At 68.2% G+C, this 24,278-nt stretch carries 22 protein-coding genes; 9 read left to right on the forward strand and 13 right to left on the reverse strand.

Features of this window, described 5'->3' with window-relative positions; all coding sequences use genetic code 11:
- Positions 1-1,416 carry an MFS transporter gene (locus HAV22_RS08005; RefSeq protein ID WP_166858306.1) on the forward strand — a complete coding sequence of 472 codons (1,416 nt, stop codon included), beginning with the start codon at positions 1-3 and terminating at the stop codon, positions 1,414-1,416.
- 49 nt (positions 1,417-1,465) lie between these two features.
- On the opposite strand, the gene HAV22_RS08010 is transcribed toward HAV22_RS08005, so the two are convergent.
- A complete protein-coding gene (locus HAV22_RS08010) occupies positions 1,466-2,089 on the reverse strand; it encodes a TetR family transcriptional regulator (protein WP_166858308.1) in 624 nt (207 codons plus the stop codon).
- A 220-nt stretch (positions 2,090-2,309) separates the two neighbouring features.
- Here HAV22_RS08010 and HAV22_RS08015 point away from each other — a divergent pair, with 220 nt between their 5' ends.
- The 4 genes from HAV22_RS08015 (at position 2,310) to HAV22_RS08030 (ending at position 9,340) form a co-directional block, all read left to right on the forward strand.
- A complete protein-coding gene (locus HAV22_RS08015) occupies positions 2,310-3,635 on the forward strand; it encodes an efflux RND transporter periplasmic adaptor subunit (protein ID WP_166858310.1) in 1,326 nt (441 codons plus the stop codon).
- A gap of 30 nt (positions 3,636-3,665) precedes the next feature.
- Entirely contained in the window at positions 3,666-6,821 is a 3,156-nt protein-coding gene (locus tag HAV22_RS08020) for an efflux RND transporter permease subunit (protein ID WP_166858312.1), read from the forward strand.
- Positions 6,822-6,829: 8 nt separating this feature from the next.
- Positions 6,830-8,245, forward strand: a complete 1,416-nt coding sequence (locus HAV22_RS08025; protein ID WP_166858314.1) for an efflux transporter outer membrane subunit — start codon at positions 6,830-6,832, stop codon at positions 8,243-8,245.
- Between the two features lie 216 nt (positions 8,246-8,461).
- Positions 8,462-9,340, forward strand: coding sequence for a zinc-binding metallopeptidase family protein (locus HAV22_RS08030; RefSeq protein WP_166858316.1), 879 nt, complete (start codon positions 8,462-8,464; stop codon positions 9,338-9,340).
- Here the strand turns inward: HAV22_RS08030 and HAV22_RS08035 are convergent.
- A complete protein-coding gene (locus HAV22_RS08035) occupies positions 9,337-10,107 on the reverse strand; it encodes an aquaporin (RefSeq protein ID WP_208296112.1) in 771 nt (256 codons plus the stop codon). The two genes, HAV22_RS08030 and HAV22_RS08035, sit on opposite strands and share 4 nt — an antisense overlap.
- Before the next feature lie 94 nt (positions 10,108-10,201).
- Positions 10,202-10,570: a response regulator gene (locus HAV22_RS08040; RefSeq protein WP_166858318.1), complete on the reverse strand. Its 369-nt coding sequence runs from the start codon at positions 10,568-10,570 to the stop codon at positions 10,202-10,204.
- A gap of 291 nt (positions 10,571-10,861) precedes the next feature.
- On the opposite strand from HAV22_RS08040, the gene HAV22_RS31635 reads away from it, so the two are divergent.
- The gene (locus HAV22_RS31635; RefSeq protein ID WP_371869576.1) at positions 10,862-12,487 is read left to right on the forward strand and encodes a methyl-accepting chemotaxis protein; all 1,626 of its coding nucleotides are present in this window, start codon (positions 10,862-10,864) and stop codon (positions 12,485-12,487) included.
- 8 nt (positions 12,488-12,495) lie between these two features.
- Here HAV22_RS31635 and HAV22_RS08050 read toward each other — a convergent pair whose 3' ends face one another.
- Positions 12,496-12,888, reverse strand: a complete 393-nt coding sequence (locus HAV22_RS08050) for a VOC family protein (RefSeq protein WP_166858320.1) — start codon at positions 12,886-12,888, stop codon at positions 12,496-12,498.
- A gap of 110 nt (positions 12,889-12,998) precedes the next feature.
- Here HAV22_RS08050 and HAV22_RS08055 point away from each other — a divergent pair, with 110 nt between their 5' ends.
- Positions 12,999-13,634 (forward strand): SEN1982 family lipoprotein, encoded by a 636-nt coding sequence (locus HAV22_RS08055; RefSeq protein ID WP_166858322.1) that lies wholly within the window; start codon positions 12,999-13,001, stop codon positions 13,632-13,634.
- Positions 13,635-13,653: 19 nt separating this feature from the next.
- Here HAV22_RS08055 and udk read toward each other — a convergent pair whose 3' ends face one another.
- The 5 genes from udk to rdgB all read right to left on the reverse strand — a co-directional run bounded on the left by udk (position 13,654) and on the right by rdgB (position 17,076).
- Positions 13,654-14,295 (reverse strand): uridine kinase, encoded by a 642-nt coding sequence (gene udk / locus HAV22_RS08060; RefSeq protein ID WP_166858323.1) that lies wholly within the window; start codon positions 14,293-14,295, stop codon positions 13,654-13,656.
- A 61-nt stretch (positions 14,296-14,356) separates the two neighbouring features.
- Positions 14,357-14,638, reverse strand: a complete 282-nt coding sequence (locus HAV22_RS08065) for a hypothetical protein (RefSeq protein ID WP_166858325.1) — start codon at positions 14,636-14,638, stop codon at positions 14,357-14,359.
- A 24-nt stretch (positions 14,639-14,662) separates the two neighbouring features.
- On the reverse strand, positions 14,663-15,241 hold the full coding sequence (locus tag HAV22_RS08070) for a transglutaminase-like domain-containing protein (protein ID WP_166858327.1): 579 nt from the start codon (positions 15,239-15,241) through the stop codon (positions 14,663-14,665).
- Positions 15,242-15,250: 9 nt separating this feature from the next.
- Positions 15,251-16,486, reverse strand: a complete 1,236-nt coding sequence (hemW, locus tag HAV22_RS08075; RefSeq protein ID WP_166858329.1) for a radical SAM family heme chaperone HemW — start codon at positions 16,484-16,486, stop codon at positions 15,251-15,253.
- On the reverse strand, positions 16,483-17,076 hold the full coding sequence (gene rdgB / locus HAV22_RS08080) for an RdgB/HAM1 family non-canonical purine NTP pyrophosphatase (protein ID WP_166858331.1): 594 nt from the start codon (positions 17,074-17,076) through the stop codon (positions 16,483-16,485). The genes hemW and rdgB overlap by 4 nt, the downstream gene beginning before the upstream one ends.
- 135 nt (positions 17,077-17,211) lie before the next feature.
- Between rdgB and HAV22_RS08085 the strand changes: the two genes are divergently transcribed.
- On the forward strand, positions 17,212-17,868 hold the full coding sequence (locus HAV22_RS08085) for a CPBP family intramembrane glutamic endopeptidase (RefSeq protein WP_166858333.1): 657 nt from the start codon (positions 17,212-17,214) through the stop codon (positions 17,866-17,868).
- Here HAV22_RS08085 and HAV22_RS08090 read toward each other — a convergent pair.
- The 4 genes from HAV22_RS08090 to HAV22_RS08105 are packed head-to-tail and all read right to left on the reverse strand — an operon-like array spanning position 17,865 to position 22,355.
- The gene (locus tag HAV22_RS08090) at positions 17,865-19,049 is read right to left on the reverse strand and encodes an MFS transporter (RefSeq protein ID WP_166858335.1); all 1,185 of its coding nucleotides are present in this window, start codon (positions 19,047-19,049) and stop codon (positions 17,865-17,867) included. The genes HAV22_RS08085 and HAV22_RS08090 overlap by 4 nt on opposite strands.
- 14 nt (positions 19,050-19,063) lie before the next feature.
- Positions 19,064-20,452 carry a sensor histidine kinase gene (locus HAV22_RS08095; RefSeq protein WP_166858337.1) on the reverse strand — a complete coding sequence of 463 codons (1,389 nt, stop codon included), beginning with the start codon at positions 20,450-20,452 and terminating at the stop codon, positions 19,064-19,066.
- Positions 20,433-21,137 carry a response regulator transcription factor gene (locus HAV22_RS08100; RefSeq protein WP_166858339.1) on the reverse strand — a complete coding sequence of 235 codons (705 nt, stop codon included), beginning with the start codon at positions 21,135-21,137 and terminating at the stop codon, positions 20,433-20,435. The genes HAV22_RS08095 and HAV22_RS08100 overlap by 20 nt, the downstream gene beginning before the upstream one ends.
- Before the next feature lie 18 nt (positions 21,138-21,155).
- Positions 21,156-22,355 carry an aminotransferase class I/II-fold pyridoxal phosphate-dependent enzyme gene (locus HAV22_RS08105; protein ID WP_166858341.1) on the reverse strand — a complete coding sequence of 400 codons (1,200 nt, stop codon included), beginning with the start codon at positions 22,353-22,355 and terminating at the stop codon, positions 21,156-21,158.
- Positions 22,356-22,951: 596 nt separating this feature from the next.
- Here HAV22_RS08105 and HAV22_RS08110 point away from each other — a divergent pair.
- Entirely contained in the window at positions 22,952-24,277 is a 1,326-nt protein-coding gene (locus HAV22_RS08110; protein WP_229421141.1) for a carbohydrate porin, read from the forward strand.
- Position 24,278: the final 1 nt, after the last annotated feature.

Raw genomic sequence — 24,278 nt, forward strand, 5'->3', positions numbered from 1 at the left:
ATGACCGACACCGTTCTCGACCGGGCCGCCGCATCCGTCGCGGCAGCCCGTCCCGCCACCGTCCCGGCCGACGGCCTGCCGCCGGCGCAGCGTCGCTGGGCGATGGTCGCGCTGATGACGGGCGTGTCGATGGCATCGCTCGACACGGCCATCGCCAACACGGCCCTGCCCGAACTGGCCCGGCAGCTGCATGCGGGCGCCGCCGCCTCCGTCTGGATCGTCAACATCTATCAGCTGGCGATGGTCGCCACCCTGCTGCCGTTCGCGGCGCTGGGCGAGCGCGTCGGCTACCGGCGCGTGGCGACGGCCGGGCTGGCGCTGTTCACGCTGGCCTCGCTCGCGTGCGCGCTGGCGTGGAACCTGCCGCTGCTCGTGGGCGCGCGCCTTCTGCAGGGCCTCGGTGCCAGCGCGCTGATGGGCGTGACCACCGCGATGATGCGCGCCATCTACCCGGCGCGCCTGCAAGGCCAGGGTTTCGGCCTCAACGCGCTCGTTGTCGCGGTGGCGTTCGCCGTCGGGCCGACGCTCGCCTCGCTGATCCTGGCGCTGGCGTCGTGGCCGTGGCTGTTCGCCATCAACGTCCCGATCGGCACGGCCGCGTTCCTGCTGGCGCGCCGCGTCCTGCCCGACAACGCGCGCGCAGCGCAGGGCTTCGATGCGGGCGCCGCGCTGTGCAACGCGGGCGCGTTCGGCCTGCTGATCCTGCTGCTGGGCGACGCGGCCCACGGCGCCGCGCCCGCGCGCCTCGCCGTCGAGGCGGTGGGCACGTTCGCCTGCTTCGCGCTGCTGCTGCGGCGCCAGCGCGGCCAGGCGGCGCCGATCCTGCCGACCGACCTGCTGGCGCGGCCGCTGTTCGCACTGTCGGCACTGACGGCCGTGTGCACGTTCGCCGTGCAAAGTCTCGCCTTCGTGGCGCTGCCCTTCCACTTCGAGCAGGTGCTCGGCCGTTCGCCCGTGGAGACGGGCTTCCTGCTGACGCCCTGGCCCGTCCTTGTCGCGATCATGGGACCGGTCTCGGGCCGCCTGTCCGACCGCTACGAATCGGGCCTGCTGGCCGGGATCGGGCTTCTCGTGCTGTGCGCGGGCGTGCTGGCGCTGCTGTGGATGCCGGCCGCGCCGAGCGCCGTCGCCATCGCGTGGCGGATGGCCGTGTGCGGCGCCGGCTTCGGCCTGTTCCAGGCGCCGAACATGAAGGCGATCATGGGCAGTGCGCCGAACGAACGGGCCGGCGGCGCGAGCGGCATCGTCGCCACGGCGCGCCTGACGGGCCAGGCCGGCGGCGCCGCGCTGGTGGCCGGATGCCTCGTGCTGTCGGACCGCCACGGCACGACGTACGCCCTCGCGGCGGCGGCGATCATCGCCCTGCTGGGCGCCGCCATCAGCTTCGCGCGCCTGCACCGGCGCGTGCGCGGCTGACGCGGGCCGGACGAGGGGCCAACGTCAAGCCCTCGGACCGGCCACTCTCTTACCGACGTCCCCTCCGCAACCCGTCCAGATACGGATCGATCACGCACTTCCCCAGCGCGATCAGATCGAAGTGCTGCGGATCGAACATCCAGCTGTGGATCAGGCCATCGATGATGATCCATAAGGCCAGCGCCACGCCGTCGGGCGCGACGTCGCGGCCGATGACGCCCTTGTCCACGGCCAGCCGGATGCGGCGTTCCGCGCGGCTCATCCAGTTGGCCATGTTCTGCTGGCGGCGCTGGCGCACGGCGTCCATCTCGCCCACGAACTCCACCTTCAAGGTCGCGATCTCGAACACGCGGCGCGCGACCGGGTCCTCCACCGTCCGGCGCAACACGGCCAGCATGTAGTTGCGCAGGTCGACGAGCGGGTCGTCCGATTCCGCCTGGTCCAGCACCTGCATCTCCGCTTCCAGGGGCAACGTCGCGCGCTCCATCATCGCGTTGAACAGCGCGCCCTTGTCGTCGAAATGCCAATAAATTGCCCCGCGCGTCACACCGGCGGCGGTTGCGATATGCTGCAACGTCGTGCGCGATACACCTTGTTCTACGAACAATTTTTCCGCAGCATCCAGAATGCTGTCACGGGTCGCGGCCGCCTCTTCTTTGGTTCTGCGGGCCATCCGTCTATTCTCCGTTTTTTATAGGTGGGAAACATTAAACATACACTCGTGATAGTATCTCGGGGTTTTCCCAAAAGCCAGCGATAAGCCCGAAGCCGTGCCGGTGGAAGCGTCGAACTGCCTGCCGCGTGTTGCGTTTTTTGCACCGCGGCCCGTTCGAGCACCCGAGAAAAGCGTCGCGGATCGGTTTGTCCTTTTTTCCACAAGAAGGAAGCACTGAATGCGCTCTGCCAACTCCTCTTCTCTGACTCTGTCCAGGATCGCCGCGTCCACCCTGGTCGCCATGGCCCTGCTGTCGGCCTGCGGTTCCAAGGATAATGCCCAGGCCGGCCCCGGGGCGGGCCCCGGCGCCAAGATGCCGCCGCCGCAAGTCGGCGTGATCACCACCAAATTCCAGCCGGTCGCGCTCGAGACCGAGTTGCCGGCCCGCGTCGAGGCGATCCGCACCGCGCAGGTGCGCGCGCGCGTCAACGGCGTCGTTCTGAAGCGCCTGTTCACCGAGGGCAGCCTCGTCAAGCAGGGCCAGTCGCTGTTCCAGATCGATCCCGAGCCGTACCAGGCCCAGTTGAACGCGGCCCAGGCCACGCTCGGCCGCGCACAGGCCAACCTGACGTCGACGTCGGCCACGGTCGAGCGCTATAAGCCGCTCGTCGATGCGCAGGCCGTCAGCAAGCAGGAATTCACGAACGCCGTGGCCGCGCAGAAGCAGGCCGAGGCGGACGTCAATTCGGCCAAGGCCCAGGTGCGCATCGCCAAGATCAATTACGACTACGCGAACGTCTACGCGCCGATCTCGGGCCGCATCGGCCGCGCGCTCGTGACTGAAGGCGCGCTCGTCTCCGCCACCGAGGCAACACAGATGGCGCTGATCCAGCAGACGGACGACGTCTACCTGAACATCACGCAATCGGCCGCCGAACTGCAGCGCCTGCGCAAGGATGCCGGCGGCAAGGGCATCGGTTCGAGCGTCCCCGTGACGGTGGTGATGGACGACGGCACCGTGCTGCCGCAGAAGGGCAAGCTGCTGTTCTCCGACATCTCCGTCGACCCGACCAGCGGCCAGGTCACGCTGCGCGCCGAGGCCGCGAATCCGGGCAACGCCCTGCTGCCGGGCCAGTACGTGCGCGTGCGCCTCGCGCAGGCCGAGCTGCCGTCCGGCATCCTCGTGCCGCAACAGGCCGTCACCCGCGGCGGCCCGAACGGCGATACCGTCACCGTGATCGGGCCGGACAACAAGCCAACCCCGCGCACCATCAAGATCGGTTCCCAGAACGGCGACAACTGGGTCGTCACGGACGGCCTCAAGGAAGGCGAGAAGGTGATGGTCGACGGGTTCCAGAAGCTGCAGATGCTGCCGCCGGGCACGCCGGTGCAGCCCGTCGCCTGGACGCCGGCCGGCGCACCCGCAGCCCCGGCCGCCGCACCCGCTGCCCAGCCTGGCGCGGCCGGTGCCCAGACCGCCGCAGCCGCGCCCGCCGCGAGCGCGCCCGCCGCCGGGGCGCCGGCCGCCGGATCGCCGGCCGGTTCGGGCAACACCCGCCAGTGACAAGGCAAGGCTAGATAAACAGGAACCACAATGGCACGTTTTTTTATTGACCGCCCCATCTTCGCCTGGGTGATCGCGCTGTTCATCATGGTGCTTGGCGGCGTCGCCATCAAGCAGCTGCCGATCGCGCAGTATCCGACCGTGGCGCCGCCGTCGATCGTCGTCAGCGTCGCGTATCCCGGCGCTTCGGCGCAGACGCTGGAAGATTCCGTCATCTCCGTCATCGAACGCGAGATGAACGGTGCCGAGGGCATGATCTACATGGAGTCGACCAGCCAGGCCAACGGCACCGGCTCCATCACGATCAGCTTCGAGACCGGCACCAATCCGAACCTGGCCCAGGTCGACGTCCAGAACCGCCTCGCGCGCGCCACGCCACGCCTGCCCGCCGCGGTGACGCAGCAGGGCGTGCGCGTCGACAAGGCACGCTCGAACTTCCTGCTGTTCACGATCCTGTCGTCGGACGACCCGAACTGGGACACCGTCGCGCTGGGCGACTACGCGTCGCGCAACGTGCTGCCCGAGATCCAGCGGATCAAGGGCGTCGGCCAGGCCCAGTTGTTCGGCACCGAGAAGGCGATGCGCATCTGGATCGATCCGGCCAAGCTGGTCGGCTTCAACCTGTCGCCGGCCGACGTCAACACCGCGATCGCCCAGCAGAACGCCCAGGTGGCGTCGGGCACGATCGGTGACCTGCCGGTTGCGAAGGGCCAGCAGATCACGGCCACCGTCGTCGTCACGGGCCAGCTGTCCACCGTCGAGCAGTTCGGCAACATCGTGCTGCGCGCGAATCCGGACGGCTCCACCGTGCGCCTGAAGGACGTCGCCCGCATCGAGATCGGCGGCCAGGCCTACGTCACGTCGACGCGCCTGAACGGCAAGCCGTCGACCGGTATCGGCGTGCAGCTGTCGCCGACCGGTAACGCGCTGGAAACGGCGAAGCTGATCAAGGAGCGCATGCAGCAGCTGCAGCGCTACTTCCCGAAAGGGATGAAGTACTCGATCCCTTACGACAGCACGAAGTTCATCCAGATCTCGATCAGCCAGGTGGTGGAAACGCTGATCGAGGCCGTGATCCTCGTGTTCATCGTGATGTACATCTTCCTGCAGAACATCCGCTACACGATCATCCCGACCATCGTCGTGCCGGTCGCCCTGCTCGGCTCTTTCGCCACGCTGCTGGCGATGGGCTTCTCGATCAACGTGCTGACGATGTTCGGCATGGTGCTCGTGATCGGTATCGTCGTCGACGATGCGATCGTGGTCGTGGAGAACGTCGAGCGCATCATGTCGGAGGAAGGCCTGCCGCCGTTGCAGGCGACGCGCAAGGCGATGGGCCAGATCTCGGGCGCCATCATCGGCGTGACCGTCGTGCTGATGTCCGTGTTCGTGCCGCTCGCATTCTTCCAGGGCGCCGTCGGCAACATCTACCGCCAGTTCTCGATCGTGATGGTGTCGTCGATCGGCTTCTCGGCGTTCATGGCGCTGTCGCTCACGCCCGCGCTGTGCGCGCACCTGTTGAAGCCCGTCGAGGCGGGCCACCACATGGAGAAGAAAGGCTTCTTCGGCTGGTTCAACCGCACGTTCACGACGGGCGCCAAGCGCTACGAAGGGTTCGTTGCCAAGATCCTCAAGCGGGCCGGCCGCGCGCTGGTCGTGTTCGCGGTGCTCGTGGCCATCGTGGGCCTGATGTTCGCGCGCCTGCCGAATTCGTTCCTGCCGAACGAGGACCAGGGCTACATCATCGCCAACATCCAGCTGCCGCCGGGCGCCACCGCGGAGCGCACGAACGTCGTGCTGCACGCGATGGAAGACTATGTGCTGAAGCAGCCGGAAGTCGCCGACATGGTCGCCGTGACGGGCTTCTCGTTCACGGGCCAGGGCCAGAACATGGGCCTCGCGTTCATCCCGCTGAAACCATGGGACGAGCGCAAGGGCAAGGGCCAGGACGCGCAAGGCCTCGCAGGCCGCATCACGGGGCACATGATGGCGCTGCGCGACTCGTTCATCTTCGTCGTGAGCCCGCCGCCGATCCCGGAACTGGGCCGCGGCACGGGCTTCTCGTTCCGCCTGCAGGACCGCGGCGGCCTCGGTCACGCCGCCCTGCTCCAGGCGCGTAACCAGCTGCTGGGCATGGCGATGCAGAGCAAGGTGCTGACGGGCATCCGTCCGGAAGGCCTCGAAGACGCGCCGCAGCTGAAGCTGAACATCGACCGCGACAAGGCACAGGCACTGGGCGTCACGTTCGGCGCCATCAACACGGCGCTGTCGACGTCGCTGGGCTCCGCGTACGTGAACGACTTCCCGAACGCGGGCCGTCTGCAGCGCGTGATCGTGCAGGCCGACGCGCCGGAGCGCATGCAGCCGGAAGACCTCCTGCGCATCAACGCGCTGAACACGAAGGGCCAGCCGGTGCCGCTGTCCGCGTTCGCGACGACGCAGTGGATCACGGGTCCGATGCAGACGACGCGCTACAACGGCTACTCCGCGATGAGCATCACGGGCGACGCCGCGCAAGGCTATTCGACGGGCCAGGCGCTGGACGAGATGCAGGCGCTGGCGGCCAAGCTGCCGCCGGGCTTCGCGTTTGAATGGACGGGCCAGTCGCGCGAGGAGATCCTTGCCGGTTCCACCGTGTTCGTGCTGATCGGCTTCGCGCTGCTGGCCGTGTTCCTCGCGCTCGCCGCGCTGTACGAGAGCTGGTCGATCCCGGTCGCCGTGCTGCTCGTCGTGCCGCTGGGCGTGCTCGGTTCGCTGCTCGCGGCGTCGCTGCGCGGGCTGTCCAACGACGTGTACTTCAAGGTCGGCCTGATCACCATCATCGGCTTGGCCGCGAAGAACGCGATCCTGATCGTGGAATTCGCGAAGGACCTGCAGGCGCAAGGCAAGTCGCCGTTCGACGCGGCGCTCCAGGCGGCGCACCTGCGCTTCCGTCCGATCCTCATGACGTCGCTCGCGTTCATCCTCGGCGTGCTGCCGCTGGTGGTCGCCAGCGGCGCCGGCGCCGCGTCGCAGCGCGCGATCGGTACCGGCGTGATGGGCGGCATGCTGACGGCGACGGCACTGGGCGTGTTCTTCGTGCCCGTGTTCTTCGTCGTCATCCGCGGGTTCTTCAAGGGCAGCGAACGCCAGCGCAAGAAGTACGCGCACGAAGAAGACACCACTGCCATCGACTCGAAAATCTGATGAACGCCATGAAACGACTCACTCCCCTCGCCCTCGCGCTCGTGCTGGCCGGCTGCGTGAACCTGGCGCCGAAATTCGAGCGCCCGGCCGCGCCGGTGGCGGCCGCCTTCCCGACCGTGGCAGGCACCGTCAACAGCGGCAATCCGGTCGCGAGCGAAGCGCCCGCCGCCATCGCGTGGCAGCACTTCTTCACCGATCCGCGCCTGCAGCAACTGATCTCGCTGGCCCTCGCCAACAACCGCGACCTGCGCGTTGCCGTCCTCAACATCGAGGCGGCGCGCGCGCAGTACCAGATCCAGCACTCGAACCAGTTCCCGGCCATTAATGCCGGCATTTCGGGCCAGCGCCAGACGACGGGCAAGGACCAGCCGATCAGCAGCATCTACCAGGCCGGCCTGTCCGTCTCCGCATTCGAGCTGGACTTCTTCAGCCGCGTGAAGAACCTGTCCGACGCCGCGCTGGCACAATTCCTCGCGACCGAGGAAGCGCGCAAGACGGCGCAGATCAGCCTGATCGCGCAGGTCGCCAACACGTACCTGACGTACCTCGCCGACGAGGAATTGCTGGCCCTCGTGCAGCAGACCCTCAAGACGCGCGAGGAATCGCTGCGCCTGACCAATCTGCGCTTCGAGAACGGCGTCTCGTCCAAGCTCGACCAGCAGCAGGCCGTCTCGCTCGTCGAACAGGCGCGCACGACGCTGGCCCAGGCCCAGCGCCAGCGCGCACAGGACCTGAACTTCCTGACGCTGCTGATCGGCCAGCCGATTCCGGACGCCCTGCCCGCCGGCGCCACGCTCGCGACGACGAACCTGCCGGACCTGCCGGCCGGCTTGCCGTCCGACCTGCTCGCGGTGCGCCCGGACATCCGCGCCGCCGAGCAGCAACTGGTCGCCGCGAACGCCAACATCGGCGCGGCGCGCGCGAACTACTTCCCGCGCATCACGCTGACGGGCACGGCGGGCAGCGCCAGCAAGGAATTGTCCGGCCTGTTCAAGAGCGGCACGTTCGGCTGGACGTTCGCACCGCAGGCGATCCTGCCGCTGTTCGACTTCGGCCGCACCCGCGCCGGCGTCGAAGGCGCGCGGGCCCAGCGCGACATCGCCGTCGCGCAGTACGAGAAATCGATCCAGACGGCGTTCCGCGAAGTGGCCGACGCGCTGGCCGGCCAGGCCACGTACAGCGAGCAGCTGCGCGCCCAGCAGGCCGTGGCTGCCGCCGAGACGGACCGCTTCAACCTGTCCGATCTGCGCTACCGGAACGGCACGGCCAGCTACCTCGACCTGCTCGATGCGCAGCGCTCGCTGTTCACGGCGCAACAGCAGGCCATCCAGGCCAATCTGCAGCGCCTGCAGAACCAGGTCACGCTGTACCGCGTGCTGGGCGGCGGGTGGAGCGAGCCGGGGCCCGCGACGGCAGCGCGCTGATTCTGCCGCGCGGAATCATTTCCGCGCACCATTGAGGGCGATCCCGACCGGGGCCGGCCGCGATTTCGGTATCATGAAATCGCAGGCCGGCCCCGGTTTTACATTGCATGCACGAGCGGCCCCGGCAGCCGTCGCCGGACGGCGTCCGCCAGGACCGCGACGCGCGCCGAGCCCGGCCTGTCGACCGCGGTCGCCTCTTGCGCCGCGCTCCATGCCATGCGAACTTTTCTTCGTGCACATTGGAAATCCATCGTCGCCATCGCCCTGCTCGTGCTGCTGGCCATGGCCACGGTGAATCCCGGCGCCGCCATGCCGGCCCCGCCGCTGGCCGCGCGCCTGCGCGCGCACGTGACGGCGCTCGCGGCCGGCACCACGGCAGCCGACGCACGCCGCGCGGATGCGGCCGCCTACATCGACAAGGTGCTGCGCACGGCCGGCTATGCCGTGCAGGACCGCGCCGCGCCGGGCCGGCGGCATGACATCGAAGCCGTGCGGGCCAACGTGGCGCCAGGCGCAACGGCGGCGCGCACGTTCATCGCCGGCGCCCGCTTCGACGGTGCGGCCGGCGCCGATCCGGACGCCGCGGGCAGTGTGGCCGCCGTGCTGGAACTGGCCCGCCTGCTGGCCGACGTGCAGCCCAGCCGCGGCACCGAGATCCGCTTCGTGTTCTTCCTGGCCCCGCAGGCGCGGCCGGCCGCGCCTGCGGGGGCGAGCCTGGACGACCTCGTGCGCCTCCTCGCGGACGCGCCGGACGACCATCCGGACAGCTTCATCGCCTACGTCGGCAGCCTCGCCTCGGCGCGCGACGTGCAGGATGCGCTGTCGGCCTTCCAGAGCATCGCGGGCCTGCCCTCGCACGGCCTCGCGACGCCGGCCTATCTGCAGGGCGTGACCTTGTTCGGCACCGGCCTGCCTACCCTCGTCCTCACCGATACGTCGTTCACCCGCTTCCCGTTCCGCCAGGCGCAGGACAGCGCGCCCGCTGCGGACGAGCCGCCCGAGCAGGCTGCGCAGGCCGTGTTCGACGGCATGGCGCGCGTCGTGAGCGGTCTCGCGCGTACGTTGACGGCGCTGGCGGCCGGGCAGCGCGGCTAGGCGACGACGCGGTCGGCCGGCGCCCGTTCCGCGAGCTCGGCCACGACGGCGCGCGGCGCGCGCGGATACAGCCACGACGACACGCACCCGGCCGCCGCCGCGCCGGCCAGCTGGGCCAGCACATAGCCCGGCACGTCGGCGAGACGGATGCCGGCGCAAGTGCCGGTGGCCGCGCGCGCCAGCGTGAGGGCCGGGTTGGCGAACGACGACGACGCCGTGAACCAGTATCCGGCGACGATGAACAGCGCAGCGGCGTACGGCGTCGCGGCCGGCCGCGTGCGCGTGCAGCCGGTGATGGTGGCGATCAGGCCGAACGTGGCGACGCCTTCGCTCCACCACAGCCCCGCCCCCGTGCGCGCCTGCGCCGCGGCCGCGAACACGGGCTCGCCGAACATCAGGTGCGCGACGGCCACGCCCGCGAACGCCCCGGCGACCTGCGCGCCGGCATACGGCAGCGCCAACCCGGCCGGCAGGTTGCGCTGCCATGCCTCGGACAAGGTGACGACGGGATTCAGGTGCGCGCCCGACACGGCGCCGAACGCCAGGATCAGCACGACGAGCCCGCAGCCGGACGCGATCGAATTGACGAGCAACGCGATGGCCGCGTTGCCGCCCGCCAGCCGGTCGCCCATGATGGCGGAGCCGACGACGACGGCCAGCAGCAGCGCGGTGCCGAGCCCTTCCGCGACGAGACGGCGCGCGAGCGTCACGGTGCCCGGGGTGCTGGCGTCGTCGGGGATAAGGATGGTGCGGGCGGGATGCGTCATGCCGCCATTGTGCGCGCCCGGCCCCGCGTCCCGGTACCGTCACCGCGATATGGTCAGCCGGTACTTGTTCAGCCGATACGGCGCGGCTTGCGGGTCACGCGCCGTGGCCGATGAGGGATGGAATGATGCCGAGGAGGCCGGCCATCGACACGGGCTTCGACAGGAACCGCACGCCGTCGGGCATCTTGCCCGCCTCGATGGGATTGCCCGAGATGACGAGGGCCGGCAGGCCGGGCTTCAGGCGGCGCAGCGCGTGGATCACCTCGATGCCGTTCATGCCGGGCATGCGGAAGTCGGTGATGAGGAGGTCGAACGGCCCCGCCTCGCCGGCGCGGACCGCATCGAACCCATTGTTGGCGACGGCCACGTCATAGCCGGCGACACTGAGGTAGCGCTCGAACACGTAAAGAATCGCTTCTTCGTCGTCGACGACGAGGATGCGTGGCGTTGCGGAAAGAGGCATCGGCCTGCTTGCCTTTCATTGAAACTCATGCAAGAAACTACTTTAACACATGGTTACGTGGATATCCGACACGTTTCACCTTGCCTACAATCAAGGTTGGCATACCGCCGAGGCGGCGTCATCAAATATGTCGATATTTCCGTTCAGAACCACATGTTTACGTTGTAATTACCGCACATTTGGCCTGAAAATTGTCGAAATTAATTTTGACAAGGATCGTTCGCTGTTATGCTGCTCGTATTTCCAAGTGGCAATAAACATTGTCACTTCACCGAAATGTCAGGAGCGGCCGTGTTTAGTGTCAAGAATTCCAGCGTGCGCAACCAGTTGCGCCTCGCGTTCACCCTCGTGATTGCCCTTTCCTTCCTGTCGAGCGGCCTCGCCATCTGGCGGCTGAACGCGCTCGCGGCGGAGACGCAGGCGCTGACGTCGACGCCGCTCGTCAAGGAAAGGCTGATTTCGAACTGGCTGCTGAACATCTCGGTCGCCGCCAAGCGCACGGCGGCCGTGGCCCGGTCGGCGGATCCGGAACTCGCCGCGTACTTCGCGGCCGACGCCGGGGAGTCGGCGGCCCGCTCGTCCGCGCTGCAGAAACAGGTGGGCGAGCTCGTCGCCGGCGCGGACGAACAGGCGCTGTTCGACGAGATCGGCGTGCTGCGCAAGCGCTACACGACCGACCGCGACCGCATCATGCAGCTCAAGAAGGACGACCATGGCGCCGACGCGCTGGCGGTGTACGACGGCAGCTTCGCGCCGCATACGGCCCAGTACGTGGCGAAAGTGCAGGACTTGCTCAGCCTGCAGCGCCGCGCCATCGACGGCCGGGCGCAGGCCGTGCTTGAGACGGCACACCGCAGCCAGACCGTGCTGCTGGGCCTGTGCGTGGCGACCTTGCTGGCCAGCGCCGCGGCCGGCGTCCTGTTCGTGCGCGCCCTGTTCCGCCGCCTGGGCGGCGAGCCGGCACTGGCGGCTGCGGTCGCGGCAGCGATTGCCGAGGGTAACCTGGACGTGCCGATCGCCGTGGCGCCGGGCGACGAGGACAGCCTGATGGCCGCCATGCGCCGCATGCGCGACAGCCTCGGCGGCATCGTCGGCCAGGTGCGTGCGAGCACCGCGGCGATCGGCGGTTCGGCCGACGTCATCGCGGCGGAAGCGCACGACTTGTCGGGCCGCACGGAGCGGCAGGCCGCCGCGCTGGAAGAGACGGCGTCGTCCATGGAACAGCTGACGCAGACCGTGGGCCTGAACGCCGACCACGCGCACGAGGCCAGCGCCCTCGCCGCGCAGGCAGCCTCCGTGGCGCGCCAGGGCGGCACCATCGTCGAGGAACTGGTCGTGACGATGGGCTCGATCGACGCGTCGTCCAAGCGCATCGTCGACATCATCGGGGTCATCGACGGCATCGCCTTCCAGACGAATATCCTCGCCCTCAATGCGGCCGTGGAAGCGGCGCGCGCCGGCGAACAAGGCCGCGGCTTCGCCGTCGTGGCAAGCGAAGTGCGGGCGCTGGCGCAGCGCTCGGCGACGGCTGCCAAGGAAATCAAGGGCCTGATCGACGACTCGACGGAGCGGGTGGAACAGGGCGCGGCGCTGGCGCAGAAGACGGGTGCGACGATGGGCGGCATCGTCGGCGGCATCGAGCGCGTGGCCGGCATCATGTCGGAGATCGTGGCGTCGAGCCGCGAGCAGTCGGACGGCATCGCCCAGGTCGGCCAGAGCGTCACGCAGATGGACCAGGCGACGCAGCAGAATGCCACGCTCGTCGAGGAGGCGGCGGCAACCGCCGTGGCCCTGCAGGAACAGGCGGCACACCTGGCCGCCATGATTGCGCGCTTCCGCACGGGCAAGCCGGACACGCGCGCGCCGCAGCGGCACGCGGCGCACCAGCCGGCCCGGCCGGCGCTGCGCGCCGCCTGACGCGACGTTTATTTAGGACGGTACAGGGCGCAGAGCTTGTGGCCGTCCGGATCGCGCACGTAGGCCAGGTACAGCTGTCCGAGGCTGCTCTCGCGCAGGCCCGGCGGCGCTTCGATCGACTTGCCGCCATGCGCCACGGCCGTGTCGTGGAATGCGTGGACCTGGTCGGGGGAATCGCATTTGAAGCCGATCGTGGCGCCGTTCGCGCACGTCGCCTCCGCCCCGTCGATGGGTTGCGTGACGCAGAACGCGCTGCCGTTATGCCGGTAGAACAGGCGCTTGTGGCCGGTGGGCGCCTCGTTGGGGAAGGCCTCGCCGGCCCCGAGGACGCCCAGCACGGCGTCGTAGAACCGCCGGGAACGTTCGAGGTCGTTCGACCCGATCATGATGTGACTGAACATGTGTCTCCTTTCGCGCCCTCGCGGGCAGGTGGATGGTCGTTACAGCGGATCGCAGTCTGGCACAAGCAGGGGTCACTCTGCAACGATTCCCTTGGTACAATGACATCACCATGAACAAGACCGCCCTCTTCCTCGTCGCCGGCGCGACCCTGTCCGCCGCGCTGTCCGCCTGCGGCGGCAAGACTGCCGCCAACGAAAAGAATTTCGCCGTCACGGTCACCCAGTACTTCGACAAGAAGGGCGACCTGTGTCTTGATCCCATCAAATTGCCCGTCGACGTGTACGAGATCGACCTGCGCCAGCAGAAGCTGTATCCGGACGGCACCGCCGGCCAGATGGCGGCGCTGGAAGCGGCCGGGCTGGCCAGGAGCGAGGACGTCGAACTGCCGGGCACGGTCGTCGACGGCAAGGCGACCGGCGTGAAGGTCAAGCGCTACACCATGACCGACGCCGCGCAACCGTTCCTGCATGCGAAACCCGGGCGGCAGCCGCGTATCTGCTGGGGCCGCAAATCGCTGGACAAGGTCGTGCGCTGGGCCGATCCGGCCAAGGTGGGCGACCATCAGGAGTCCAGCGTCCTCTACACGTTCAAGCTGTCGAACGTGGCGCCGTGGGCCAGGAAGCCGCAGGTCAAGGAAGCCTTCCCGGAGCTCGGCCGCAACGTCGACGGCGAGCACACGCAGAAGGAAAAGCTGTACGTCAAGCTCACGCCGCAGGGCTGGGAAGCGCTCGGCCTGAACGACTGACGCGCGGGACGCGCTCGCGTCAGGGCCGCGTCAGCTGGCCGATGACGCTCGCGACCTTCGTCGTGATGACGTCGACGGCCGGGTCGTTGGCGCCGTGCGGCAGGATGACGTCGGCGTGGCGCTTCGTGGGCTCGATGAATTGCTTGTGCATGGGGCGCACCGTGTCCAGATACTGATTGACGATGCTCTCCAGCGTGCGCCCGCGCTCGGCGATATCCCGCTGCATGCGGCGAATGAAGCGCACGTCCGGGGCGGTGTCGACGAAGATCTTCAGCGACATCATGTCGCGCAGATCGGCGTCATACAAGGCGAACAGCCCTTCGATCACGATGACGGGAGCAGGTTTGACGGAGATGGTCTTCTCGGAGCGGTTGTCGATCGTGAAGTCGTATTCCGGCATCTCGATCGCCTGGCCGTTGCGCAAGGCGCGGACGTGCTGCACCAGCAGCGGCCAGTCGAAGGCCTGCGGATGGTCGTAGTTCTGCTTGCGGCGGACGTCCGGAGTGAGGTGGGACTGGTCGCAGTAGTAGTCGTCCTGCATCACGACCGACACCACGTCGGCGCCGAACGACGCCAGCACCTGTTGCGACACGGTCGACTTGCCACTGCCGCTTCCGCCGGCGACGCCGATCACGAACGGAACGAAGGAAATCTCATTCATCCCGTCATGATACCGGAGCGGCGGGCGGACTGACAGGGACGGATCATGCAATGTGGTGTGTTCACCGATCGTGCCAGTCGAGCAAGGTCATCGTTGCCCCGGCGGAAACATCATCTATCGGAACGTTTTGCAGTAACAGCGCTGTTTTCTCGATGACTGTGGGAACTCTCCTAAGCAACCGTTCAACGAACGCGACAGCATCGAACGCGGCGCCATCCGGTCCCGTGATGCGTACGCGAACTGGCTTTCCACCGCTCAAGCCAATCACGTCATCGATGACGACGACCGTACCCCGATGGGTGATGTCGAAGACCTCGACGATCGCGTACGAACGACTCTCCATGCTGCCTCCCGGATTCCCATCACCCTAATCCAGCAGTTCGACATCCGGCAAATTGGCCAGCACCTGATCCCACGTGTCGTACCGCGCCAGCGTCTCGACGACGACGGGCAGCGGCTCGGCCCAGATCTCGGGCAGCATGCGCTCCTGCCGCTCGCGGACAGGGAACGCCAGCCGCTCCAGTGGCGGATCGAAGCGCGCGTCGATGCCGGGCTTGTTGCCGCGGGCATCGATGCGGTACCAGCCGGAGTCCTTCAGGTACACGGCGTTCAGGCCGTGCAGGCAGTACGGCGCGCCTTCCGTGCCGACGGACAGGCGCTGGTAGCACAGCCCCGCCGGGATGCCGTTCGCCCTCAGCAGCGCGGCGAGCAGGTGGCTCTTCGCATAGCAATAGCCCGTCCCGTGGCGCAGCGCGTCGGACGCCTTGCACGTCACGGGGTTCAGCTTGAAATCGACGCTGTGGCGGATCTCGTCGCGCACGAATTCGAAGCATGCGCGCACGACCTCCTCCTCGGACGCCCTGCCCTCGGCCAGCCGGCGCGCGGCGGCGCGGACGTCTTGCGTGTCGAAGTCGATGTACGTGCTGGCGGACAGATAGCGTTGCATGGTTCTCCTTCAGTCTTCGGTCAGGAAGATTTCCTGTAAATCGTTGAGGAAGCGCTGGCCCAGTTCCGTCGGCCGGATGATGCGGAAGTCGCGGTAGATCAGGCCTTTCGCCTCGGCCTCGTTGAGCGGCTTCTCGATGGCGTTGATCGGCATGCCCGTGCGTTCGCCGAACAGGTTCGGGTCGAATCCTTCCGTCAGGCGCAGCGTGTTGAGCATGAATTCGAAGCCCAGCTCGGCGCGCCCGATCTCGCGTTCCTCGGCCACGGCATTGCCCTTCGACGCCGCCTCCATGAACGACGCCGGCTGCTTGTAGCGCGCCTGGCGCAGCACGCGGTGCGGGAACGACAGCTTCGAATGCGCGCCCGCGCCGATGCCGAGATAGTCGCCGAACAGCCAGTAATTCAGGTTGTGGCGGGCGCGGTGGCCCGGCTTCGCATAGGCCGAGACCTCGTAGTGGCCATAGCGGGCGGCCGCCGTGCGTTCGGCGATCATGTCCTGGATGTCGGCGCTCTCGTCGTCGCTCGGCAGCACGGGCGGGTACTTCGCGAACACCGTGTTCGGTTCCATCGTCAGGTGGTACAGCGACAGATGCGGCGGCGCGAAGCGCAACGCGGTGTCGATGTCGGCCTGCGCCTCGGCCAGCGTTTGTCCCGGCAGCGCATACATCAGGTCGAGGTTGAAGTTGTCGAAGTTGGCATGCGCGATCTCGACGGCCTTGATCGCCTCGTCCGCGTCGTGGATGCGGCCCAGCGCCTTCAGGTGCGCGCCGTTGAAGCTCTGGATGCCGATCGACAGGCGGTTGATGCCGCTGGCGCGGAACGCCTTGAACTTGTCGGCCTCGAACGTGCCGGGGTTCGCTTCCATCGTGATCTCGGCATCGAGGTCGAGCGGCAGCAAGGTGCGCAGGTCCGACATCAGGCGGTCGAGACCCGCCGCCGACATCAGGCTCGGCGTGCCGCCGCCGATGAACACGGTGTGGATCTTGCGGCCCCAGATCAGCGGCAGCGACTGTTCGAGGTCGGCGCGCAGCGCGTCCAGGTAAGCCTGTTCCGGGATCGGCCCATTCGACTCGTGCGAGTTGAAGTCACAATACGGGCATTTGCGCACGCACCACGGCCAGTGGATGTACAGCGACAGCGGCGGCAGCGCCGCCAGGTTCAGCGCGCCCGGCTGCAGGTATTGGAGGGCCGCGCTCGCGGCGTTGCGCGGCGTGGCGTCCGGACCGACGGGCTTGATCGGAATCATGCGAGCTTCCCGAGCTTGTCGACGAGCGCGCGCAGCGCCTGGCCGCGGTGCGACACGGCGTTCTTTTCTTCCGGCGCCAGTTCGGCGGCCGTGCGGTCGAAATCGGGCACGAGGAAGTACGGATCGTAGCCGAAGCCGTTGGCACCGCGCGGCGTATCGATGATCCGGCCGCGCCACATGCCGTCCGCGATCACGGGCTGCGGGTCGTCGGCATGGCGCACGTACACGAGCACGCAGTAGTAATACGCGGATTTGTCGGCGTGGCTTGCTAAGTCGGCGACGAGCTTGGCGTTGTTGCGCGCATCCGACTTCGGTTCGCCGGCAAAGCGCGCCGAATACACGCCGGGCGCGCCGCCCAGGGCGTTCACGCACACGCCGGAATCGTCGGCGAGGGCCGGCAGGCCCGTGAGGCGCGCGGCGTGGCGGGCCTTCTGCAGCGCGTTCTCGACGAAGGTGCCGAACGGTTCTTCCGCCTCGGGGACGTTGAATTCGCCCTGCGGATGGAGTTCGAAGCCGATCGGGCCGAGTAATTCTGCGAATTCCTTGAGCTTGCCCGCGTTGTTGGAAGCAAGGATGAGGCGTTGGGTCATTGCGGTCTCGGTCTGGACGAAGAACTGCGTATTTTACCGCTCATCCCGCCATAAGCGCAGCCGGTCACGCGGCGGTCGCACGGCGCCCCGTGCCTTTCTATCATCGCGCCATTACAACTACAACGGGAGGCCATCATGCCATTTCGCCAAGCCGCCGGACGCGTGGGCAAGGTGAAACTGGCCGCGTGCGCGTCGACCGTCGTCCTGCCGCTGCTGCTGACGCGGGCGCTGGGACTGTGGCGCGCCGTCGGCCTCGGCCTGGACCGGCTGCGCCCAACGCCGTTCTTCTACGCCTGCTTCGTCCCCGTGCTGATGTTCGCCGCGCTGGGCGTGCGCCTTGACGCGCGGCCCGACGTCGCCGGCGAAGTGCTGATGCAGTTCGTGAACGCGTTCGGCGAGGAACTGCTGTTCCGGGGCGTGATCGTCGCCCTGCTGCTGCGCCTTCCCGTGTGGCAGGCCATCGTCGTCAACGGGCTGCTGTTCGGATCGATGCACCTGATCCACGGCTCGGTGGACGGCGACTGGCCGCGTGCCGTCGTGTGGGCCTTGATGAGTGCCTGCGCCGGCACGATGTTCACGGCCGCGCGCTACCGCACGGGCAGTCTGTGGTTGCTGGTGCTGCTGCACATGGCGCTGAACCTCGCCAGCATCTTCTCGAACGTGGCGTTCGTCGCGGGGCCGGAGGTCAACCTGCTGGTGCAGCGGGCCACGAAAGTCGTCGAGCTGGCGCTGGCGGCCTGGGTGATGGTGGGCGCCGCGCGGCGTCCGGTGGCGCTCGGCGCCGCCGGCTAATCGCGGCTGCGGACCATGACCAGGACGGCGGCGAGCACGCTGAACGCCGCGCCTGCGTAAAAGGTCGCGGCGGCGCCCACGCGCTCCCACAGCACGCCGGCGACGACGCTCGCCGCCAGCATCGCGATGCCGGCGACGAGGTTGAACATGCCGAACGCCGTCCCCTTCAGGTCGGGTGGCGCGGCCTGCGCCACCATCACGGCCAGCAAGCCTTGCGTCATCCCCATGTGCAGGCCCCACAGGCCCACGCCGAGCAGGACGGCGGGCCACCGGCCGCTGTGGGCGAGCACGAGGTCGGCCAGCACGAGGAAGACGAGCCCCGCGACGAGCAACCGCGCGTGGCTCACCCTGTCGGCCAGCTTGCCGAACGGGTAGGCGGACAGCATGTAGACGGCGTTCATGGCGACCATCACGAGCGGCACGAGGGCCGGCCGCATGCCGCCCTGCATGGCGCGCAGCACGAGGAACGCTTCGCTGAAGCGCGCCAGCATGAACACGGCGCCCGTTGCGACGACCCACCAGTACGCGCCCGACAGCCGGCGCAGGCTCGCGCGGCTGAGCGGGTTGACGCCTTTCGATTGCGCCGTCTTCGCCGGCTCGCGCACGCCCAGCGCCAGCAGCAGGACGGCCAGCACACCCGGCACGAGCGCGATCCAGAAGATACGCCGGTAATCGTTCGCCCACAGCAGCATCAGGCCCGCGGCGAGCAGCGGTCCGGTGAAGGCGCCCACCGTGTCCAGGGCCTGGCGCAGGCCGAACGCGGCGCCGCGGTACTGTGGCGGCGTGATGTCCGCCACGAGCGCGTCCCTGGGCGCGCCGCGCAGGCCCTTGCCGATGCGGTCGGCGAAGCGGGCCGCGAGCACGACCTCCGCCGACGCGGCGATGGCGAAGAACGGCTTGCTGGCGGCGCCGAGCGCATAGCCGGCGACGGCAAGCCATTTGCGGTTGCCGAGGTAGTCACTGAGGCTGCCGGAGAAGATCCTGACGATGAGCGCCGTCGCTTCGGCAATGCCTTCGATCAGGCCGACCGCCGTCATGCTGGCGCCCAGGCCCGCGACGAGAAACATCGGCAGCAGGCTGTGGACGATTTCGGACGAGATATCCATCAGCATGCTGACGAAGCCGAGGATCCAGATCGGGCCCGGGATGCGGCGCAGCGTGGAGAATCGCCGGTCCGTCATTCGGCCGCCCCGCGCTAGGCCTGCGGAAACACCATGCGCGCCTCGAACCCCGGCTCCGCGGCGCGCAGCGCGAGCGTGCCTTCGTGCAGCTGCGTGATGGCGGTGACGATCGACAGGCCCAGGCCATTGCCCGGCAGGTGGCGGCTCTGGTCGACGCGGTAGAAGCGCCGCGTGATCTTCTCCATCTCCGGCGCCGACACGCCGGGGCCATAGTCGCGCACCGTCAGCACCGGTGCGCCATCGATCATGTCCACCGCGACGTCGACCTTGCCGCCGCTGCGGCCGTACTTGATGGCGTTGTCGATCAGGCTCGCGAGGGCGCTGGCCAGCAGGTCGCGGTCGCCGCGGATCGTCGTCGGCCGGCCCGCGAAGCGCAGCGCGACGCCCTGCTCGTCGGCGGCCGCCTCGTAGAGTTCCGTCATGTCGTGCGCGATGGCGGCCAGGTCGAGCTTTTCGAACGTGCCCGCGCGCACGCCCGATTCCAGCGCGGCGATCTGCAGCAGCTTGTCGAACAGCGAGATGACGCTGTCGATGTCCTCGATGGCGAGGCGCGCGTCCGCCACGAGCGCGTGCGGGTCGGTCGACGCCTGTAGCGCGCGGTCCAGGCGCGAGCGCACGCGCGACAGGGGCGTGCGCAGGTCGTGCGCGATCGAGTTCGACACGTGGCGCACGCCTTCCATCAGGGCTTCGATGCGGTCGAGCATGCGGTTGATGTCGTCGCCGAGGCGCGCGAATTCGTCGTTGCCCATCACGACGATGCGGCTGGACAGCTCGCCCGCCGCGATGCGCGCCGTCGTGCGGCGGATGCGGCCAATGCGCGCTTCCAGGCGCGAGCGGAAGATCTGCGCACCGAAGAACGCGAGCAGGATCGACACGGCGCCACTGAGCAGCAGCGCGCGCTCGACGACGCTGCGGATCGCATCGAGTTCGATCAGGTCGCGCCCGACGATGAGCCGGGTGCCGTCGTCCAGCTGCGTCGCGATCAGGCGCACCGACACTTGTGCGCCGTTGCGCTGCATCTGGCCGAACGCCAGCTCGCCGGACGACGGGAGGTCGCCGTTCCAGCGCCCCACATTGCCCGCCAGGACGCGGCGCTTGGCGTCGACGAGGCCCAGCACTTCCGTGTCGGTGTCGATCAGGTCGTGCAACTGGGCGTCGATCTCGCGCACGAGGCCGGGACGGCCTTCGCGTTCCCAGGCATCGGCCAAGCGGCTCTCCACGCTCTTGATCTTGTTGTCGATCGAGCGCTCGAACACGCCGACGGTGCCGAAGTAGACGATGGCGGACAGCGCGGCCATCGACGCGGCGAGCAGCACGCCGTAGCCGACCGCGAGACGGAACGCGATCGAGCCGCGCAGGCCCGGGCTCGCGCCCCCGAGCGGCTCAGCGCGCGGACGGTCCATACGTCGGGGCGGCGCTCAGCACGTAGCCGGCACCGCGCACCGTGTGGATCAGCGCGGGGCTGAAGTCCTTGTCGATCTTGCTGCGCAGGCGGCTGATCTGGACGTCGATGACGTTGGTCTGCGGATCGAAGTGGTATTCCCACACGCCTTCCAGCAGCATCGTGCGGGTGACGATCTGGCCTTCGTGGCGCATGAGGTATTCGAGCAGCCGGAATTCGCGCGGCTGCAAGGCAATGGTAGTGCCCTGGCGCGTCACGCGCATCGTGCGCACGTCGAGCTGCAGGTCGGCCACCTGCAGCACCGTGACGTCGCGCGACCACGCGTTGCGCCGGCTGAGGTTTTCCACGCGCGCCAGCAATTCGGACATGACGAACGGCTTGGTGAGGTAGTCGTCGCTGCCGGCGCGCAGGCCGCGCACGCGCTCGTCGACGCTGTTCAGTGCGGACAGGATCAGCACGGGCGTGCCGTCGCCGCGGGCGCGCATCTGCTCGAGGATGCCGAGGCCGTCGACCTGGCCGGGCAGCATGCGGTCGAGCACGACGACGTCCCAGCGCGTCTCCTGCAGGCGGCGGTTGCCGGCTTCGCCGTTCGCTTCCGTCTGCACCGCGTAGCCGGCCGCGCGCAACCCGCTGCACAGGTAGTCGCGGGTTTCGGTATCGTCTTCGATCACGAGGCAGTTCGGCATGGTTCGGCTCCGGGTGGACTATAGCATGGAAGACAGGTGCGCCATCACGGCCACGACGTGGTCGATCTGCTCGCGCGTGTGCGCCGCGTTGAGCATGAAGCGCAGGCGCGCCTGGCCCACGGGCACGGCCGGGAACTGGATCGAATCGACGTGGATGCCCTCCGCGCGCAGGGCGCGCTGGAAGCGCTGGCAACGCTCGGCGTCGCCGATCAGCACGGGCACGATCGGCGTCTCGGTCGACGTCAGCGTGTAGCCCAGCGGGCGCATGCGCTCGACGAAGTAGCGCTGGTTGTCCCACAGGCGCGCGCGGCGCTGCGGCTCTTCCTGCAGCAGGTCGAGCGCGGCCAGCAGCGCATTGGCCTGGTCCGGCGGCGGCGGGCAGGTGAAGCCGTACGCGGAACTCGTCAGGCGCAGCACGTCGGCCATCTCGCGCTCCAGCGCCACGAAGCCGCCGATGGCGCCCAGCGCCTTCGACAATGTCCCCATCTGCATGATGGTGGGGCTGTAGCAGCCGTAGTGCTCCGACGTGCCGCCGCCGTTCGCGCCCAGGATGCCGGTGGCGTGGGCGTCGTCGACGTACAGGATGGCGCCGTATTTCTCGGCCAGCGCCGTCAGTTCGGGCAGCGGCGCGATCGTGCCTTCCATGCTGAACACGCCATCGCTGACGATGATCGGGCTGACGCCGTCGGCCGCTTTGAGCAGCGACTCCAGGTGGTCCATGTCGGCGTGGCGATACGTGTGCTTGTCCGCGCCCGACATCAGGATGCCTTCGCGGATGCTGATGTGGTTGTACTCGTCCGTGAAGTACGCGTACTTGCGGCGCTTCTTCGGGCGATAGCCGTGGATGCGTGCCAGCACGCCGACCTTGACGAGCGTGGACAGCACGCCGATGTTCGTCATGTAGCCGGTGACGAACAGCACGGCGTCCGTCTTGTGCTTGAGTTCACCCAGGCGGCGCTCCAGCTCGCGGTACACGGGCAGGTCGCCGCCCAGCAGGCGCGATTCGCAATTGCCGACGCCATAGCGCTCGAGGCCCTCCTTCGCCGCGCTCACGAGGCGCGGATGGTTCGCCAGCGCCAGGTAGTTATTCGTGCTGAACGACACGGCCGCTTCGCCGTTCACGCGGAAGACAGGGTCCGGCAGCGTGTCGTGGACCGGAGTCTCGTGGTGAATGGCATGGGTTTGCAGCCAGTCTGCAATATCGGCGAGGTCGTGCATGGTTCGGGAGCGGCTTTGCGTGCTTGAGGGTGGGGGCGCCGGGTCGGCATGAACATGGCGCTGCGGTGCAGTATAGGCGACAGGCAAGCACGTAAAAATTACAATCAGGTAATGTCACTACCGTTAAGCACGACTGTCGCGTAACGACCCCACATTACAAAACTGTAATTATGCAAGAAGGTGACGACCGCTATCATCCACCGCGGTCTCCGACCGTCCCGCCGCCGCGCGTTTCGCGCGCGCGTAGACCTTTCCTGCGTCCTTGCCGAATGTCATCGCGGTGCAACATTCCGCAGCCACGATGTCGACCGATGCGCCCGGATATTTCCTTGACGCTAGAAAGGACGGCCACGTAGAATCCGACCGTTTTCATTTCATGGAGTCCCTTTCATGGGCACTTGTTCGAGTGGCAGTTGTTGCCGGCTGAACGCCGGTCCGGCCCCGGCAAGATAACGCAGGTCCTTCCTCCTGCCGTCATCTCGCCTCGGGCGAATGATGGTATCCGCGTCCCGCTCGCCGGGACATCGCATTCCACGACAAACGAATCCTGCTTCAAGCGCGAATGAAAGGTATGCCGTTCACCGACGGAGATACCGATGTTTCGTTGTTCCGATGTTGTTCTCGCCGCCTGGCTGCTGCCGGCGGCCCTGATGGCCACTTGCGCCCGTGCCGGCGACCTGCCCGAGCAGGAAGCCTGGAATGCGCACGTCCAGGCCACGTACGTGTGGCAGGCCAAGCCCGCCTTCGACGCCGCGTACAGCGGCCCCGCCAGCCTCGCGCCGTGGCGCGAGACGGGCTATTCGTTCAGCGCCACCGCCGCTTTCGGCCTGCGGCCGTGGCAGGGCGCCGAACTCTACTTCGACCCCGAAGTCGTGCAGGGCAAACCCATGTCCGGCCTGCACGGACTGGGCGGCATGACCAATGGCGAGCAGCAGAAGACGAGCGGGCTGACGCCCACGGTCTACCGCGCCCGCCTGTTCCTGCGCCAGACCTGGGAGCTCGGCGGCGACCGCCAGGCCGTCGCGTCCGACATGAACCAGCTGGCGGGAAGCGTGGCTGCGCGCCGCGTCGTGCTCACGGCCGGCAACCTGGCCGTGTCCGACATCTTCGACAACAACAGCCAGGCGCACGACGCCCGCAGCCAGTTCCTCAACTGGGCGCTGCTGGCGCACGGCGCGTGGGACTTCGCCGCCGACGCGCGCGGCTACACGTGGGGCGCGGCGCTCGAGTACTACGACGGCGACTGGGCCGTGCGCGCAGGCCGCTTCATCATGCCGGCCGAGTCGAACGGCCTCGCGCTCGATACCCGGATCTTCCGGCATTATGGCGACCAGGTGGAACTGGAACATCGCCATGCGTGGCTGGGCCAGGCGGGCACGGTGCGCCTGCTCGCATTCCACGACCGCATGCGGATGGGCGGCTTCCGTGACGCGCTGGCGGCCGCGACACCGGGCACGGCACCATCGGTGGCCGATGTGCGGCGCGAGCGCGGCAAGACGGGCTTCGGCGTGAACCTCGACCAGGCGCTGGGAGAGAATGCCGCCGTGTTCGCGCGCGCGAGCCGCAACGACGGGCAGTCGGAGACGTATGCGTTCGCCGAGATCGAGCGGTCGCTGTCCGCCGGCGTCACGCTGCAGGGCGCGAGCTGGGGCCGCGCGGGCGACACGCTGGGCGCTGCCGTGGTGCGCAATGGCCTGACGCAGGCGCACCGCGACTACCTCGCGGCCGGCGGCGTGGGCGCGTTCATCGGCGACGGCCGCCTGGACTACCATCCCGAGCGGATCGCCGAGGCCTATTACAAGGTTGGGCTGGGCGAGCATGCCGCGCTGTCGCTGGACTGGCAGCACGTCGCGAACCCGGCGTACAACGGCGCGCGCGGACCGGTGGACGTGTTCGGCCTGCGCCTGCACGGGCAATACTGAC

The organism is Telluria antibiotica (assembly GCF_011682055.1).
GTDB classification, from domain to species: domain Bacteria; phylum Pseudomonadota; class Gammaproteobacteria; order Burkholderiales; family Burkholderiaceae_D; genus Telluria; species Telluria antibiotica.